The following is a 15,474-nucleotide window of genomic DNA, read 5'->3' on the forward strand; positions in this document are numbered from 1 at the left end:
CCGCCGAGCGCGGACAGGGCGGGCGTTGCCGGCAGGTCCGCGGGGGTCGCGAACTCGGCGGCGTAGGTCCCGGCCGAGGCGCCCATCAGGATGTCGAGCCGGTCCAGCTGGCCCGCCTGCCCGGCCATAAGCGGCGGCACGGTGGCCTGAACACCCTGCAGGGCGGCCGAGGCCTGGTGGACCTCGCGCTCCGAGCTGACGCCCTCGCCGCGCCGTTCCCGCAGCAGGTCGACCAGGCGCGCCTCCACCGCCGCCTGGCGCCGGGCCACGGCGATGCGGGCCTGGTAGGCGCGCACCTGCAGGTAGGCGTCCGCCGTCTCTGCGGCGACGGAGACACGCACCGCCGCCGCGTCGTCGCGGGCCGCCTCCGCGTCCGCCCGGGCGGCCTGCCGGCTGCGGCGCAGGCCCCCGAACAGGTCGATCTCCCACGAGGCCGCGGCGCCGACGTCGTAGAGGTCGTAGTTGCGCCGGAAGACGGGGACCTCGCTCGACACGACGGCGAACGGGCTGAGCAGGGAGAGCTGCTGGTCGGTGGCCGACGCCTGCAGCTCGCCCTTTGGATAGAGCGCCGCGCCCGCAGACCTGGCGGCCGCGCGAGACTGGGCCACCCGAGCGCGGGCCGCCTCCAGGTCCAGGTTCTGGGCCAGCGCGCGCGCCACCGTCCGGTCGAGCAGGGGGTCGCCGAAACCCGTCCACCACTCGTTGAAGTTGGCGGGAACGGCGGGAGCGGTGGGCGGCGGGGCCGCGTGGAAGCTGCCGGCCAGCGTCAGCTCAGGCCGGTGGTAGTCCGGGCCGACGGTGCAGCCGCCGAGCATGGCCATGGCCAGCGCGGCTGCGGCGAGCCGGGGCGCAAGGCGGGCGCGGATCATGGGCGGGCTCCGGTCAGTGAGCATCGGCGGGCGGCGGGCCACCGGCCCTGGCCGGACGACAGAAGGGGATCATCAGCACCGCGGCGATGAACAGCCAGGCGGTGGTGCGGAACACCTCCTGGAAGCCGAGCGTCAGGCTGGCGCGCCCGACCACCCTCGCCAGTTCGGCCTGGGCCATGGCCAGGGACTGGGTGGGATCCGGGGTGACCCGAGCGAGGCCTGAGGCCAGCCGCTGCAGGGTTTCAGTCGCGGGCGAACCGGACCCGGACAGGGCTTCACCGAACCGTTCGGCGTGGATCCGGGTCTGGTCGGAGAGCCACACGCTCACCACCGCGATCCCGATGGCGCCGCCCAGGTTGCGCATCAGGTTGAACATGCCCGAAGCATAGCGGAGCTGCGGGCCCGCAAAACCGTTCAGCGCCAAGCCCACGCTCGGCACGATGCACAACATCATGGCGAACCCGCGCAGCAACTGCGGCGCCAGCAGCGCTCCGAAACCCCAGTCCTGCGTGATGTAGGACATCATCCACAGGCTGAGCGCGAACAGCGGCAGGCCGAAGCCGATCATGATGCGCGGGTCCAGCCGCTGGGACAGCCGCGCCGCCACCACCGTGCCGCCGATCTGGGCCAGCCCGGTGACGAAGACCGTCGTGCCGATCTGCAGGCTGTCATAGCCCCGCACACGGCCGAGATAGACCGGGATCAGGAAGTTGGAGGCGTATAGGCCAAAGCCCGTAGTCAGGTTGAACAGGCAGGCGATGGCGAAGGTCGGGCTGCGGAACGGACCGAGGTTCACGATGGCGCCGCCGGAGCGGAACGAGCGCTCCAGGAACAGCAGGAAGGCGACGAAGGACGCCCAGGCGGCCAGCGCTATGCCCGGATCGCTGAACCAGTCGTGGCGCTGGCCCTCCTCCAGCACGTATTCCAGGCCGCCCAGGAACACCGCCATGGCGACGAGGTGGCTGTAGTCGATCCGCTTGAGCATGGAGAGGTCCGCCCGGTCGATGTGGCGGATCATAAAGAGCGACAGCACCGTGACCGCAATGCCGGGCGCCACGTTGATGTAGAAAATCCAGCGCCAGCCGATCGCCCCGGTGATCCAGCCGCCGACCGTGGGGCCGAGCGTGGGCGCCAGCACCGAGACCATGCCCAGGATCGCCGGGATCATCGCCCGGTCCTTGCCGGTGAACATGACGAAGCCCGTGGCGAAGACGGTGGGCACCATGGCCCCGCCGACGAACCCCTGGATCGCCCGGAACACGATCATTGACTGGATATCCCAGGCCAGGCCGCAGAGCATGCTGGCCAGGGTGAACAGCCCCGCCGACAGGGCGAACAGCACCCGGGTGGACAGGGCCTGGGCCAGGAAGGCGGAGAAGGGGATCATCACCAGCTCGGCCATCAGATAGGCCGTCTGCACCCAGCTGATCTCGTCCGGCCCCGCCGACAGTCCGGCCTGCAGGTCGTTCAGCGAGGCCGCCACGATCTGGATGTCGATCAGCGCCAGGAACTGGCCGAAAGCCAGCACCGCGAAGATCAGGAACTTGGTCCGCCTCGGCAGGTCGGACGGCGCGAGCGGCGCTGGGGTCATGCGGCTTGAGCCTCGCCGGCGTCCGCCCCTTGCAGACCGGCTCCGGTTTGTATTACGTGCATCATATAAACGGGAGCCGCAAGATGCGCTACGACGCAGAGCACAAGGCCCGCACCCGCGAGAAGGTGCTCGACGAGGCGGTCCGCGCGATCCGGCAGGAGGGTCCGGGCCAGATCGGGGTCGCCGGCGTGATGCAGCGCGCAGGACTCACCCACGGCGGCTTCTACGCCCACTTCGACTCGCGCGATGAGCTGGTGCTGGCGGCCGTGCAGCGGATGTTCGCCGACGCGCAGGACACCTTCCGACGCGTCATCGAAGGCCTGCCGCCGCGCGAGGCGCTGCGGACCTATGTGCGCTTCTACCTGTCGCGCGCTCACCGGGACGCCCGCGACACGGGTTGCCCGCTGCCGCTGCTGTCCAGCGACCTGCCCCGCATGGGCGAGCCGGCGCGGCAGCGGTTCGAGGAGGGGGTGGCGCGCCTGACCGGCCTGCTGCGCGACCTGCTGGACGAGACCGGCCGCCCCGATGCCGGGAGCCTGGCCGGCTCGGCCCTCTCCGAGATGATCGGCGCCCTGTCGCTGTCGCGGGCGGTGAGCGACCGGGCGCAGTCCGACGCCATCCTGCTGCGATCGCGCGAGGCGGTGCTGGAGCGGTTCGGCCTCAAGGAGGAAGACGCATGAGCCTGGCGGAAGAGGCGGGACTGCACCTGACCGGCCTGGAGCAGCTTCGGGCGCTGATGGCACGGGGTTCGCGGCCGGGCATCGGCCGGCTGATGGGCTTCAACCTCGTGGAGGTGGAGGAAGGCCGCGCGGTGTTCGAGGGGACGCCCGGCGAGGAGGTCTACAACCCGATCGGCACGGTGCACGGAGGCTATGCCGCCACCCTGCTCGACTCCGCCTGCGGGATCGCCGTCCACTCCAGGCTGGCGCCCGGGCAGGGCTACACCACCCTGGAACTGAAGGTCGCCTACCACAAGGCGATGACCAGCAAGACCGGGCTGGTGCGGGCGGAGGGGAAGATTGTCAGCTTCGGTCGCCGCGCGGCTTTTGCCGAGGCCAGGCTGACGGACACCGACGACCGGCTGCTGGCGTCGGCGACCTCCTCCCTGCTGGTCATCACGCCGTGACCGCCGCCGCCCTCTCGAGCCGTGACCCCGTGACCGAGGCCGGCCTGACGGTGACCCGGCGGCCGCCGCGGGTCTCGTCCAAGACCCTGGTCGCGATCGGCTGCGCCCTGCTGCTGCTGGCCGGCGGCGCTGCCTACATCTTGTCGGCCAAGCCCGCGGTCTCCACCGACGACGCCTACCTGCAGGCCGACAGCACCACCGTGGCGCCCAAGGTGCGGGGCCTCGTCTCCGAAGTGCTGGTGCGCGACAACCAGGCGGTGCGCGTGGGCCAGCCGCTCATCCGCATCGACCCGGAGGAGTTCGACGCCCGCCTCGCCTCCGCCGCCGCCGAGCTGGAGGACGCCCAGGCCAAAGTCCTGGGCGCCCGCGCGGCGCTGACAAGCCTGGACGCCGAACAGGCGCTAGCCGCCTCGCAGGTGCGCGCGGCCCAGACCGCCATCGTCTCCAGCGACGCCCAGAACGCCCGCGCCTCCGCCGACCGGGCCCGCTACGAGCACCTCGCCGCCAGCGGCGCGGTGGCCGTAAGGGACGCCGACCTGTACCGCGCCCAGGCGCTCTCCGCCGGCTCCGACGCCGACCACAGCCGCGCCGAGCTGCTGGTCAGCCGCGACCAGGCCGCCGTGGTCCGGGCGCGCCGGCCCGACCTGCAGGCCGCGGTCTCGCAGGCGCAGGCCGGCGTCGCCCGCGCCCTCGCCGCCCTGGACATAGCCCGTCAGGACCAGGGCCACGCCCTGATCCGCGCACCGATCGACGGCATGGTCGGCGATCGGCAGGCGCAGGTCGGCGACTACGTCCAGCCCGGCACGCGGCTGCTGACCCTGGTGCCGACGCGCGCGCTCTACGTCACCGCCAACTTCAAGGAGACCCAGACCGCGCGCATGCTCGTCGGCCAGCCGGCGACGGTTGAGGTCGACGCCCTGCCGGGCCGGCGCCTGCGTGGCCACGTGGAAAGCTTCGCACCGGGCTCCGGCTCGCAGTTCTCGCTGCTGCCCTACGAGCCGGGGACGGGCAACTTCACCAAGGTGGTGCAGCGCGTCCCCGTCCGCCTCCGCATCGACGCAGGTCAGGAGGACGAGCTGGCCAACCTGCGGCCAGGCCTGTCGGTGGTGGCCAAGGTGGACCTGGCCCGGCGATGAACCCACACCCCGTTAGGCCAGCGGGTCTTGACCAGCGCCTCCGCCCAGCCCGAGGAGCCAGCCCGCTCAGGGCCACAGCCCAGCCGACGAAGGCCCCGTCACGTCTCGAGTCGAAGTCCCGTGGCGACGGAAGTCCTCGCCTGAGCGACGTCCAGCGCCGGATGTCGCGGGCGGCGCTTGGGCTTGGCGTGCGGCCCTTTGCGAGCCTCGGCCGGGTCTGGCGGGCTCAGGCCGATAGCGCCTCGCGCGTGATCGCACCGTCCACAGCCTGCAGCCGATCCAGCACCCTCTGGAACACCACGTCGGGCGCGTAGCCCTGCTCGACCGTGGCGCGGCAGGCCGCACGCATCTGCACCATGGCCTCTGGCGGGAGGCTCGTCGCCCGCTCGACGGCCTCCGCGATCTGATACCTGTCGCAAAGGCTGATGGGAAAGGTCTTGCCCGAGACATCCCCGGCCAAGCCTGAAAATACCCCCTTGTAACGGCTTTCGGCGATGACGACTGCGGTCTCTTCGCTGATGTAGTCCATCATGGCGGTGTTGCGCACCGAGATCGGCACGCATCCATGCGCCATGGCCTCCAGCAAAGGCAGGTTCTGACCTTCGGCGATGGACGTGCAGAGGTAGAAATCGGCCCCTCTGTACAAGGCGGCCATGTCGTCGTCGGACAGATAACCGCCGACAAAGATCACCCGATCCTCGTCGAGGCAGTGGGGACGGCCGAACAGCAGCCGGATCTGATGGTAGAGATAGCCCTCCGGGAGCTCGACCACGCCTGATGTCGCAAGCTTGATGACGAGCACGGCGTCTTCGCGACCCGCGGTAGCCAGGAGGAAGCCCTCGATCAGATTGGCGAGGTTCTTGCGCTTGTCGTAGGGGTTCAGCACGCTGACGACGACCGGCCCCCCCTTCTTGAGTGCGCCCTGAAGGCGCGGTTGGCGGCCCAGCGGACGCGAGTGGGTCCGGGCCAGCTTGACGTAGTCTTCCTCGCGATCGAGTTCGAAGGGCAGGCTTTGAAAGTTGGTCGAGAAGGACACAAGGTGGATCGACTCGGCGTTGCCAAGTTGCTCCCAGGCGAGGTCCTTCGAGCCGCGGTCGGCATTGCTCACCTCGATCGGGGAGGGGATCACATGCACGTTCGGGATCCCGTGTTCTTCCAGGACCCGGGACGTATAGGTGCAGCATACCCAAACCTCGTCGCACAGGTTCAGCATGTGCGTCTGCAGCTCGATGATCGGCTCGTCGGGACTGGCGTAAGCCTTCAGATAAGGGAACTCCCAGGCGAAATGAGCCACGTTGTAGGCCCCGGGAATGGGTCTTATGCTTTCTGTGCTGCGGAACATCAGGTGGGCGTAGGCGCCCTCCTTCAATCCGAGGGAGCGCGCGAAGGCTTCCGTCTTGAACTGTTCGGGGTGAGCGACCGTCAGCACCCGTACGCCGTTCTGCTCCAGCATGCGCTGGAACTTGTGGGCGGCGAAGCCGTAGGAATAGTGGGTCTGGCCTAGCGCTTCGGTGCCCTGCGGCGCGATCGAGGGACGCGAGATCAGAAGACGGTCGGTGTTCAACTGCATCGAACTCTCTCGTAAGCTGGGAACAGGGAGCCAAGCCCATCGGCCTCTCCGCTAGGCGACCTGGAAGAAGGCGCCGTTGCACGCCGCCTCGCGTGAGATTTCACGCGCAACAGCCAGTCGACCTTCCGCGCCGGCCATGGCCTTGTAGCGCACCGCCTCGGCCACGTCGGGCTTTCGCTCCAGCATGAGCCCGCAAGCCAAAGCCACATAGTCGTCGACGGCGAGGTCGCCGTGCTCGTTCACCCGGAAGCTGCGGATCGGTCGGATCTGCTCGCCGGGTGTCTCGTACCGGACCAGATCGGTCCAGAGCGGGGAGGTGATGAGTGACCCGATGCCGTCGGACATGCCCACGCCGCGTTTGCGAAACTCCTCCGAGCGAAGGAAGCGGTCTCGGACCTCGAAGACCGTCATCCCGCCGTTCAGGTCATTTACAAGATCTTCCCGGCCCGAGGGCTCCGGAATGCGACTGAGGAGATCGAGATAGAAGGTGTCGGCCTTGAAGGATGGAGGTGCGCTCAGAAAAGCGGCGAAACCGTCCAGCTTCGCACGGCCGCCAAAGCCTATCGAGACCAGTTCCTCGACCCGGCCGTGGCTCAGCGAGCCTCGCCGCTGATCCGCCATCTCCACCGGGGCGCCGTCTTCCAAGCGGGCCAGCCGGACCAGCGGGTCTCCGTCCTCCAGGCGCTGCACAAGGTCACTCTCCAGCCTGAGCCGGAACCAGCACCTGGTCGCCGGCCCCCTCAGACCCACCGTCTGGGGCGCTAGGTCGCAGGCGGTGTGCGTGTGGAAGCGGCCGTTGACGAAGCAGGCCATGACGGGCGTGTAGAGCTGGTCCCAGGGCCACTGGGAGAAGCCCACCACCGACCCGTCACGCGTGACGATATACATCCTGCATCCCTGAGCTTTGGGGCTGAGACCGGTCAAGAGCTAAGAAGGAGTCCCGGATCGTGGTATAGCAGCGGTTCCAGGAGAACCGCTCAAGCCACGAGTCCAGGGTCTCACCAGAGCGGCTCACCGAAACGTGTTTCTGGCGGATGGCGGCCGTCAGGGCGTCTTCGAGTGAGGCCACGTCGCCGGAGGTGAAGTAGTAGGCGAAGTCCATGCCGACCTCCGGGATGCTGGAGGAGGGTGTCGTCACAATGGGAGCTCCCAGCGAAACCGCTTCCGCCACGGGCAGGCCGAATCCTTCGTAGGTCGAGGGATAGACCACCGCGGCGGCGTTCCTGAACAGGAGATACTTGGCCGTCTCGCTCACGAAGCCCGTCTGCAGGATGCGGCCGTTCTCGAGGAGCGGCTTCAAGCCGCGGTCCTCGATCTCCTTCTCGAACTTGGAGCCCCACCCGACCCGTCCGCCGATGACGATCCGGTAGGTGCGGGCGAACTGCGGGTTGCGTTTCAGCAGATCGAGCACGATGCCGATGTTCTTGCGCGGCTCGATCGTACCCAGGACAAGAATGAAGCGTTCTGCGTCGAACTTCAGATCGCGGGCGCGCTGATCGATGTGCGTCCAGTCCACACCCAGATGGGAAACGACCAGCTCCCGCTCCGTCACCTCAGGATAATACGTCTTCAGGTCCGTGGCCGTGGAGTGGGAAACTGCGAAGGTGATGTCATTGGACATCAAGTCTCCATAAAACTTGCTTTGGTGATACTCGTTTGTGCCTGGGGTATGATGTTGAGGCGTCACGATGGTGGTGAGATCGTGGACGATCTGGCCCTCGATCGGGAACATGCGCCGTGCAAACTTCATGTTGGTGTGCAGGCCGTAGGTCTCGTAGCGCCGCGACCTGGGCTCCAGCATCGGCTTGAAGGCGAACTTGGCGGCAGCCCATCGCAGCATCGAGCCGCTGCGCATCTGCAGCAGGTGTTCAACAATCTCTATAGGCACCTGATGGCGGTTGTAGAAGAAGGCGGGCTCCATCGTCCGGTCGCCGAGCAACTCCTCGCACAACTTTGCAGCAACGTGCGGTATGCCGGTGAATTCCGGTTCCTGCATAGGCGAGATATCGATGTAGAGCTTGCCCCTGCAACTCAAGTTGAGCTGCAAAGGATCAACCGTCGGCTGAGCCGGCGGCAGGAGGATCCGCTTTGACATACTCAACAAGTCGCTGACGTTCGGCATACCTGACGCGTTCCCAACAGTCCGTCGAGAAACCCATTTCGGCGCGACGGTCGGACCTTAGCTCCGCCGCGTCTCTTCTCCAAGGCGGCGCGCTTCGAGCGCGTCGCCGCCGTGCCGATCAGCCGCCGCGGATGTAGGGGTCGTAGCGCATGTAGCGGATTATGTAGTCCCGGTAGGTGAAAGCGTTGGCATGGTGGCGGTACAAGGCATCGGCATCATACCATTCCAACTTGAAGTGCTTAGCGATCAGCGGGTGGACGGGACACTCTTCCATGTCATAGCCGACGTAGAAGCGCAGGAGGCGGGCCAGGTCGGCCCTGGCCTCTGCGAGGAGATCCGCATCCTCGATGGTGCGGGCCAGCAGCTGATCGAAGACGTTGCGGATGGCGTGGGGCGTGGGCCGGGCGAACGAGTAGAAGAGCTGATCCGTCCTGAAGCTCTCAAGCAGGTGGTCCGCAGCCTTGACGTCGCACGTGGCGTCCCGTTCGCGCCAGCGGGCGACATCCATCGCCAGCCGTCGGTCCAGGTCGGGCAACCTGGCGGTCGAGGCCGCCATGTAGCGCTGGAACAAGGCGTCGTCGCTCACGAGCTCGCCGCGCGGATCCAGTTCTGCAGCCACGTAGTCGGGCCAGGGATACCGGCCCGCCGGATACAGCGGCTCCTTGTCCAGGCGGTGGTCGATGCCGGTGAACGGCCACAGGGCCAGCATGTTCAGGGATGGGAAGGTGATGGTGCGGGCGTCGGCAGGCCGCAGCGAATGCATGCGTTTCCGATGCATCGGAAAATCAGAGCCAAGCTGCTCCCAGACGATCGTGACGTCCTCCAGGGCGTCGGGGGTCAGCCGGTCGCTTCCTTCGTCGATCAGGTGGAACTGCACCAGCCGGACTTCGAAATGAGCGCTCAGGACGGCGCTACTTCGCATCAGGCGGATCAGGTCGATGCCCTGACAGTTCGAGTAGATGAGGAGGACGGCGCGCTCGGTCGTCATAGGGCCCACGAGGCCCATCGGATGTAGTTCAGCGTGTAGTCCTCAAATCGCCACTCGTTCTCGAACCAGCGGTATCGTGCGCCCGCATCGTGCCAGCGCAGGTGATAGGCGGCCGCGATGGTCGGATGCACCGGAAGCTGTTGGTGCCAGAGCCCCAGATACCCCGCCATCAACCTATCCAACTCCAACAACACCGCCCCGAGAAGAGCACCCGAGAACACGCCGCCGTGCACCGCAAGCTGGTACGCGAGGTGGGTCATCAAGGCCCCCGTCGGGGCGCTTGGACTGTGGAACAGCTGGGTGCTTTGGAACTCGGCCAGGATGAAGCCGGAGAGGGGGATCGTGCACTCCTCGTCGCGGGTCCTCAGGACCTCAGCGTAAGCGCCGAGAGCGGCTCCGAAATCCGGCAGCTGCTGTTGGCTGAGCGCCATGTAGCGCTGGAGGGCCACGTCATCCTCGGCGATGTTCTCCGCCGCCACACGAGCGCCGAGGCTGTCGGAGAAGGGATAGCGGCCCTGGGGATAGAGCGGGGGTTCGGCCGCCAGCCGGGGATCGGGGCCCGCGAAGGGCCATAGAAGCTCCATGGACAGGGCAGGGAAGGAGGCGATCGGCGTGTCGCCGACCACTTCGCGCAGGCTCTCGGGGCTTGGCCCTTCGAGCGTGCGCTGGAGCCATATGGCTGACAGGCGGCCTTTCGGAAACCCTTGGATCGCCCGGCGGACCTCGCCGATGGACGGTGCGCACGCGACCAGGGACAGGCTCCCCTGCAGGCAGTCGAGGCGGTTGAAGACGCCCGAAAGCGCGGCGACCTGGCGCCCCGCCACCAGGAGAACGGTCTTGGCGCCCACATGCTCGACGGCATCGGATCCTTCGCCGCACCAGCGCACCCAGGCGACGGCGAGGCCGAGCCGACGATCGTCGTTGCCCTGTCCTGCCTGCGTGGGGGTGGTCGCATCCGGCAGGTGCAGCACCACCGAAAGCATTTCGCCAAGGCTGCTCAGCGCTGCGGGTATCTGGACTTCCAGCACGCAATCGCCCGAGGCGACGAGGTCGGCCACCCGCTGCCCGCCCACGCTCACGCCAACACGCTGGGCCTGCAGCCCCGGATAGGTCATGGGGTGGACCGCAAGCATCAGCCGGCCCGTTTCACCCGCCGCCCTCGCCGGGAGGTTCAGCACTGCGGCATCGCCCGAGGTCCAGGTGAAGCCGTCCTCCTGAAACGACCAGCCCGAGCCCTTGACCCGGCTCGAGAGGCCGTTGCCGAAATCGATGAAGTCGTCTTCAACCATTTGGAGCGAGTTCGATATGGGTTTCCAGATCGTTCATCGGCGCATCGGTCTCCCGAGACCATAGTGAACCGTCGATCTTGGTGAAGCCCAGTCGACTGAACAGCTCGGCCACCACGCCGTTCTTGGCGGTAGGGAGATACTGGCCGATGATACGGTCCAGACGGCGAGTGCGGGCGATGCCGATAAGCTCCCGCAGCATCAACTGCTCCGCCGACCGGGAGAAGACGCGGCAACTCATCAGCCAGCTGTCGATGCGGAGCGCACGCTCGCTCTCGACGGCGACGAGGCTGGCCACCAGGCCATGGTCGCCGAACCGATCCTTCAGCCAGAGGGCGAGCACCACGGCGTCGGGTCGTGGGATGAAGGCGGCCAGATCCGCTTCGCGGTAGCGCCGGGTGGTCAGGTTGAACTGGTTGGTCTTCTGCTCCATCTGCGCCAGCCGCGCCAGGTCGGGCTGCGTAGCGGGCGAGACGCGCCCGACCATCGAGAGGCCTCCGAGATGGCTGGCCAGGTCTATCACGGTGTCCGTCGCCTGGAGGCCTTGCGCACGCGCGACGTAGGCGGCGCTGCGACCGACATCCTCCGTCGTCAGCCGATCCAGGTCGAACCAGCAGCCTGCATCCAGCCGCGCGATGAACTGGGTCGGATCGGCCCCCAACTCCACGACGGACACCTCGGGCGCCTCCGCCCGCACCAGGGCGCATTCCGCGGGGTTGTCGTCGACGAACACGATCGAAGCCAGATCTAGGTTCAGCCTCTCGGCGACCCGGCGCAAGCCTCCGGCCTTGTCGCCCCAGGAACATTCGAAGCCTGCGAAATCAGCAGGCTTGAAAAGGGACGACGGGTGCGCAAGCCCTTCCGCGGCAATCCCCGGGTCGTTCTTGCTGACGACGGAGAGGATGACGCCACGCTCCGCCAAGCCGCGGACATAGGCCTGCCACTCGACATAGGCTTCTCCTGCGGCGGAGCCTGGGCCGAGTTGCAGTCCCGCCACTCCGTCGTCACCGACGACGCCGCCCCAAAGGGTATTGTCGAGATCGAGCGCGAGCACCTTCTTGGCGCGCCCGCACGCCGCTCGCCACGCACCACGGAAGGCCATCAGGTATTCGGGAAGGAAGCGCTGGTCGAACGGCAGCTTTGCGGAATGGAACATGCGCGGACTGCACCAGCGTGCTGCGCCGAGCGAGGCGGCCAGCCGGTCGAGCTCGATCCAGGTTACCCGACCCTGTCCAGCCTCGATCAGGCGCCGGTTGGCCAGCAGCACCTGATTTAGGGCGCTTGCAGGCGCCAGGCGTTCCGAGACGCCTCGGAATCGCTCCGTCGGCGGGGGCGGCAGGTGCTGGATCAGCCGCGCGCCACTGCGTTCTGAAAGCGCCGCCCAGAGCTGCTCGAACGTGTCGACCTTCTGCTCGATCGCCGCGTGCACGGCGTCCTCCGGGGCGTCGACCGGCAGAGGCGAGACCAGATCGCGCCAATCGACACAGAGCAGGACGATGTCAGGTCGGAAGTCATAAAGACCCGAGGCAGGATCGACGATTTCCTGAACCATACCGCCGAACGGACCCTGGTAGATCCAGGGACGAACGTCCTCCTGAGCCACGCCACAGGCGACCGCACGGGCGATGAAATCGGTGGTCAAGCTGCCCAGGATTGCGAGCTTCTGCGCGCTTTCGCCGCCTGATATTTCAACGCCTGCAGCGATCTCCTCGCCGATGTCGAAGATCTTCGCTGAAGTCAGGCCTGCGCCGACCAGCTCCGTCTTGGCCCGCCCCAGAGGGCCGATGGCCATAGCGCCGTCCGCAGCCATGATGTCAGTCCGCCTGCACGCCCTTCTGGGAGAGCATCTCGCGGATCGATCGGACGGAGGTCGCCTTGTTGATCGTGTCGAGGTCGAACTCGACATCATAGGCGCGCTCGATCTCCGTGATCAGGATGACCTGCCGCAAACTGTCCCAGTTGAGCGTCGCGTCGAGACCGGAGTCCTCGTTCACACCAGCCGGATCGATGTTGAGGGCGTTAGCGACTACGGCGTACAAGGTTTGGGCCAATGCGTCGTCCTGGAACTGGTTAGGGAAACGTAACATAGCCCGCAGGGAGGCAAAAGCCGTGTGTGCCCGATCGTCAGCCGACCGGATTGGTGATGCCGGTCAGTTCCGACGTAAGAGACGGGCCAACCGCATCGTTCAGCGCTGACACTTCAGACGGCAGGTTGCGAGCCCAGTCGACGTCGGTCCGGACGACCCGCGCCGGAGAGCCCGCCACAATGGTATTGTCCGCGACCGGTCGCGTCACCGTCGAGCGTGCGGCGACGATGGCTCCCTCTCCAACATGGGCGTCCTTCAGCAGGGTTGTACCGAAGCCGATCCAGGCGCGTGGTCCTATGCGCAGGTCGCCTGGAATGTTGAGCACTCGGCCGGTGCTCCTTTCCAAAATGGCATGGTTGTCGGTGCCTGCCGCGTAGACGTCGCCGGAAATCATGCAGTCGCGCGCGACAATGATGTGCCGGTTTGGTCCTTCAAGGTGAAAGGTGCCATAGACGCAAGTCGAGCCTTGGCCGAACACAAAAGCGCTGCCAGTGCTATAGAAAAACACCCTGTAGACCTGGACGTCTCCGCCCTTTCCGTCACAATAACAGAGATTACCATTTCCTTGAAAGTTGATCTCGCCTCGAAGGGAGCACTGAGGGCCTAGAACGACCATGTTTCGTGAAGCGTTGATGAAGTGCAGGTTGATGTGGTTTAAGGCGGATGCACTCTCGTCGACGATGATCCGATTGCCGGTCGAAGTTTCGCTTTGATTGACGTGCAAGCCCAGCTGCGCAATCTCAGCGATGACCCCAGGCTGGTCCAGGTTGTAGACGCGCGGCCTGTTGAGCATGGAGGCCGGATGCCCCATGCGGGCCAGCACGGGCTCGCCCCGCCAAGCCGGATGATTGCGGATGACCTCGTCCAGCCGGATCGAGTCCTCCATGCTCAGCGCCGCGCCGCCCTCCAGCACGGCTTTGATCTCGTCGGAGGGCAGCTTGGCTTGGTAGTGGGCGAGCAACCGGGGCAGCTTGTCGCGAAATTCAGCGGAGCAGAGGATGCCGGCGACGGCACTCTCCACCGATCCGCTCAAGGCCAGGAAGTGGGACGATCCGGCAAGTCCACTGGGGTCCGGTTCGCGCATCAGGATGGCGCGGTAAATCCCGACGATGACATCGCTCGGCTGGAGCGTCGCAAACGGCAGCACCCCGACGTCAGACGCCCCGTCGTCGCTCATCTCCTCATCCATGTCGAAAGCGAGTTCCTTGAGCTAAAGGCGGCCCGGCGTTGATGAAACGGATCGCGTGCGATCACCTGCCGCCGCCGACAGGAGTAGATAGATCATGCCTCAGGTCAGGTCGCGCATGAAGACAGTGACATGCCGCCCCGAAAGGCCGAGATCGATGTCGAAACCATCTTGGACCAGCTTACGCACCAGCGCGGAGGCTTGGCGCTTGCCTGTAGCCCAGTAGTGGGTCTCCAACAGGATTGTCGCGACACCGGAGAGATCGGCGTCAATGAGGAGATCAACCTCTCCCCCCTCGATGTCGCAGATGAGCAGGTTGGCGCCATGAGCCTTCAGCTCGTCCTCCAGACACAAGGTGGGCACCTGGATCACCTCGACGATGTCCTCCGATCCCGCCGAAGCGTCCAGCCGCGAGGCCCAGAAGTCTCGCGAGATGTGAAACTCCGTTTGCGCCTTCGCGTCCGCGCCTCGCGCACGGCTTTTCAGAACCGCGTTGACGGCGCGGATCTGATCGAGCCCGTTGTGAGCAAAGTTGCGACGGGCGTCCGCAACGATGTGAGGATTAGCTTCATAGCTGACCACGTTCGCTGGACCTGCGGCGGTCGCGGCGGTCATGGAGACCACACCGATGGCTGTGCCGACCTCCAGAACCCGGTCGCCGGGGCGGATGATTTCCAACAGCAGTTCCCGCTCGCGTGCTTCGTATTCGCCACGCTGCAGCGCGCCTAGAATGGCTGGACTGTAGCGCCCGGTGTCGGCGAACACCTCGAAGCCGCCGATCTCGATTGTGTGGCCCGATCGCCCCGAAGCGAAGGCCTCCTGTTCGGCCTCGGCAGCCTGGAAGTCACGCCTGGCCGCCTCGCTCTCCCCAGGCGACGGCAGGCGACCAAACACCTGGCACTCGCGAATATGCAGGACCTGGTCGGCGTCCGAGCGGATCTTCACCCAGCGCGCCGAGGCCGCGCCCTTCACGTCGATGACGAACGGCTCGTCCGGGCTTGCGCCGAACACCGTCAGATTGGCCTTGCGGAAGATGCTCCGCCAGGTGACGCCGTCCAGCGAAACCAGAACGCTGAACCGGCTCAGCCGCTCCGCGTGAGCGCAGCGATTATAGAGGCAGATGCGGTCGATGACGTACTCGTCACCGAGATCAACCCGCCACCAGGGCGATCGCTCCAGATCAGTGTGGTTGCCATGCTCGCGATCGAGCACGCCATCGTTGGCGAAAGCGGCGTCCTCTTCGCGCGTGCGCCCCATGGACCAAGTGCAGATGGAACTCTGGAAGGCGGGCTTACCCAGCGCGAGGTTGATTGTGCTTGACATCGCTATCCGGGCGCGAACAGGCCGCCGATCACAGACCAAATGGACGTCAGCCCCGTCTCATCTATAGCAAGAGCTCGGCTACGATCAAGCGGAGGCTGCTGACAGCAGGGGAGTCGCTTGAAGGGATCAAGCGGTTTGGGAGATGACGGCTTGGAGGTAGTCGTCATCCCATCCGGCGCGTTTTCGGCGG

At 66.4% G+C, this 15,474-nt stretch carries 14 protein-coding genes; 3 read left to right on the top strand and 11 right to left on the bottom strand.

Features of this window, described 5'->3' with window-relative positions:
- On the bottom strand, positions 1-869 hold an 869-nt coding region (locus HUV06_RS08340), incomplete at its 3' end, for a TolC family protein (RefSeq protein ID WP_174300811.1).
- Positions 870-882: 13 nt separating this feature from the next.
- Positions 883-2,460: a DHA2 family efflux MFS transporter permease subunit gene (locus tag HUV06_RS08345; RefSeq protein WP_174300812.1), complete on the bottom strand. Its 1,578-nt coding sequence runs from the start codon at positions 2,458-2,460 to the stop codon at positions 883-885.
- Positions 2,461-2,543: 83 nt separating this feature from the next.
- On the opposite strand from HUV06_RS08345, the gene HUV06_RS08350 reads away from it, so the two are divergent.
- From HUV06_RS08350 to HUV06_RS08360, 3 genes are read left to right on the top strand one after another with little or no spacing between them, the layout of a single operon-like run.
- Complete coding sequence (locus HUV06_RS08350) at positions 2,544-3,140, top strand: TetR/AcrR family transcriptional regulator (protein WP_174300813.1); 597 nt, start codon at positions 2,544-2,546, stop codon at positions 3,138-3,140.
- A complete protein-coding gene (locus tag HUV06_RS08355) occupies positions 3,137-3,586 on the top strand; it encodes a PaaI family thioesterase (RefSeq protein WP_174300814.1) in 450 nt (149 codons plus the stop codon). The genes HUV06_RS08350 and HUV06_RS08355 overlap by 4 nt, the downstream gene beginning before the upstream one ends.
- Entirely contained in the window at positions 3,583-4,722 is a 1,140-nt protein-coding gene (locus HUV06_RS08360) for an HlyD family secretion protein (protein WP_217433727.1), read from the top strand. The genes HUV06_RS08355 and HUV06_RS08360 overlap by 4 nt, the downstream gene beginning before the upstream one ends.
- A gap of 226 nt (positions 4,723-4,948) precedes the next feature.
- On the opposite strand, the gene HUV06_RS08365 is transcribed toward HUV06_RS08360, so the two are convergent.
- The 9 genes from HUV06_RS08365 to HUV06_RS08405 all read right to left on the bottom strand — a co-directional run bounded on the left by HUV06_RS08365 (position 4,949) and on the right by HUV06_RS08405 (position 15,284).
- Positions 4,949-6,292, bottom strand: coding sequence for a glycosyltransferase (locus tag HUV06_RS08365; protein WP_174300815.1), 1,344 nt, complete (start codon positions 6,290-6,292; stop codon positions 4,949-4,951).
- 51 nt (positions 6,293-6,343) lie between these two features.
- Complete coding sequence (locus tag HUV06_RS08370) at positions 6,344-7,180, bottom strand: hypothetical protein (protein ID WP_174300816.1); 837 nt, start codon at positions 7,178-7,180, stop codon at positions 6,344-6,346.
- Entirely contained in the window at positions 7,161-8,414 is a 1,254-nt protein-coding gene (locus tag HUV06_RS08375) for a glycosyltransferase family 1 protein (protein WP_174300817.1), read from the bottom strand. The genes HUV06_RS08370 and HUV06_RS08375 overlap by 20 nt, the downstream gene beginning before the upstream one ends.
- A gap of 118 nt (positions 8,415-8,532) precedes the next feature.
- Positions 8,533-9,402: a WcbI family polysaccharide biosynthesis putative acetyltransferase gene (locus HUV06_RS08380; protein ID WP_174300818.1), complete on the bottom strand. Its 870-nt coding sequence runs from the start codon at positions 9,400-9,402 to the stop codon at positions 8,533-8,535.
- Positions 9,399-10,691, bottom strand: a complete 1,293-nt coding sequence (locus HUV06_RS08385; protein WP_174300819.1) for a hypothetical protein — start codon at positions 10,689-10,691, stop codon at positions 9,399-9,401. The genes HUV06_RS08380 and HUV06_RS08385 overlap by 4 nt, the downstream gene beginning before the upstream one ends.
- Positions 10,684-12,480 carry an HAD family hydrolase gene (locus HUV06_RS08390; protein WP_174300820.1) on the bottom strand — a complete coding sequence of 599 codons (1,797 nt, stop codon included), beginning with the start codon at positions 12,478-12,480 and terminating at the stop codon, positions 10,684-10,686. The genes HUV06_RS08385 and HUV06_RS08390 overlap by 8 nt, the downstream gene beginning before the upstream one ends.
- Positions 12,481-12,502: 22 nt before the next feature.
- Positions 12,503-12,739, bottom strand: a complete 237-nt coding sequence (locus tag HUV06_RS08395) for an acyl carrier protein (protein ID WP_174300821.1) — start codon at positions 12,737-12,739, stop codon at positions 12,503-12,505.
- Positions 12,740-12,812: 73 nt separating this feature from the next.
- Positions 12,813-13,964 (bottom strand): acyltransferase, encoded by a 1,152-nt coding sequence (locus tag HUV06_RS08400; RefSeq protein WP_174300822.1) that lies wholly within the window; start codon positions 13,962-13,964, stop codon positions 12,813-12,815.
- A gap of 99 nt (positions 13,965-14,063) precedes the next feature.
- A complete protein-coding gene (locus HUV06_RS08405; protein WP_174300823.1) occupies positions 14,064-15,284 on the bottom strand; it encodes an FkbM family methyltransferase in 1,221 nt (406 codons plus the stop codon).
- Positions 15,285-15,474 lie beyond the last annotated feature (190 nt).

This window comes from Caulobacter sp. S45, from assembly GCF_903642205.1.
Taxonomy (GTDB): Bacteria; Pseudomonadota; Alphaproteobacteria; order Caulobacterales; family Caulobacteraceae; genus CAHJWH01.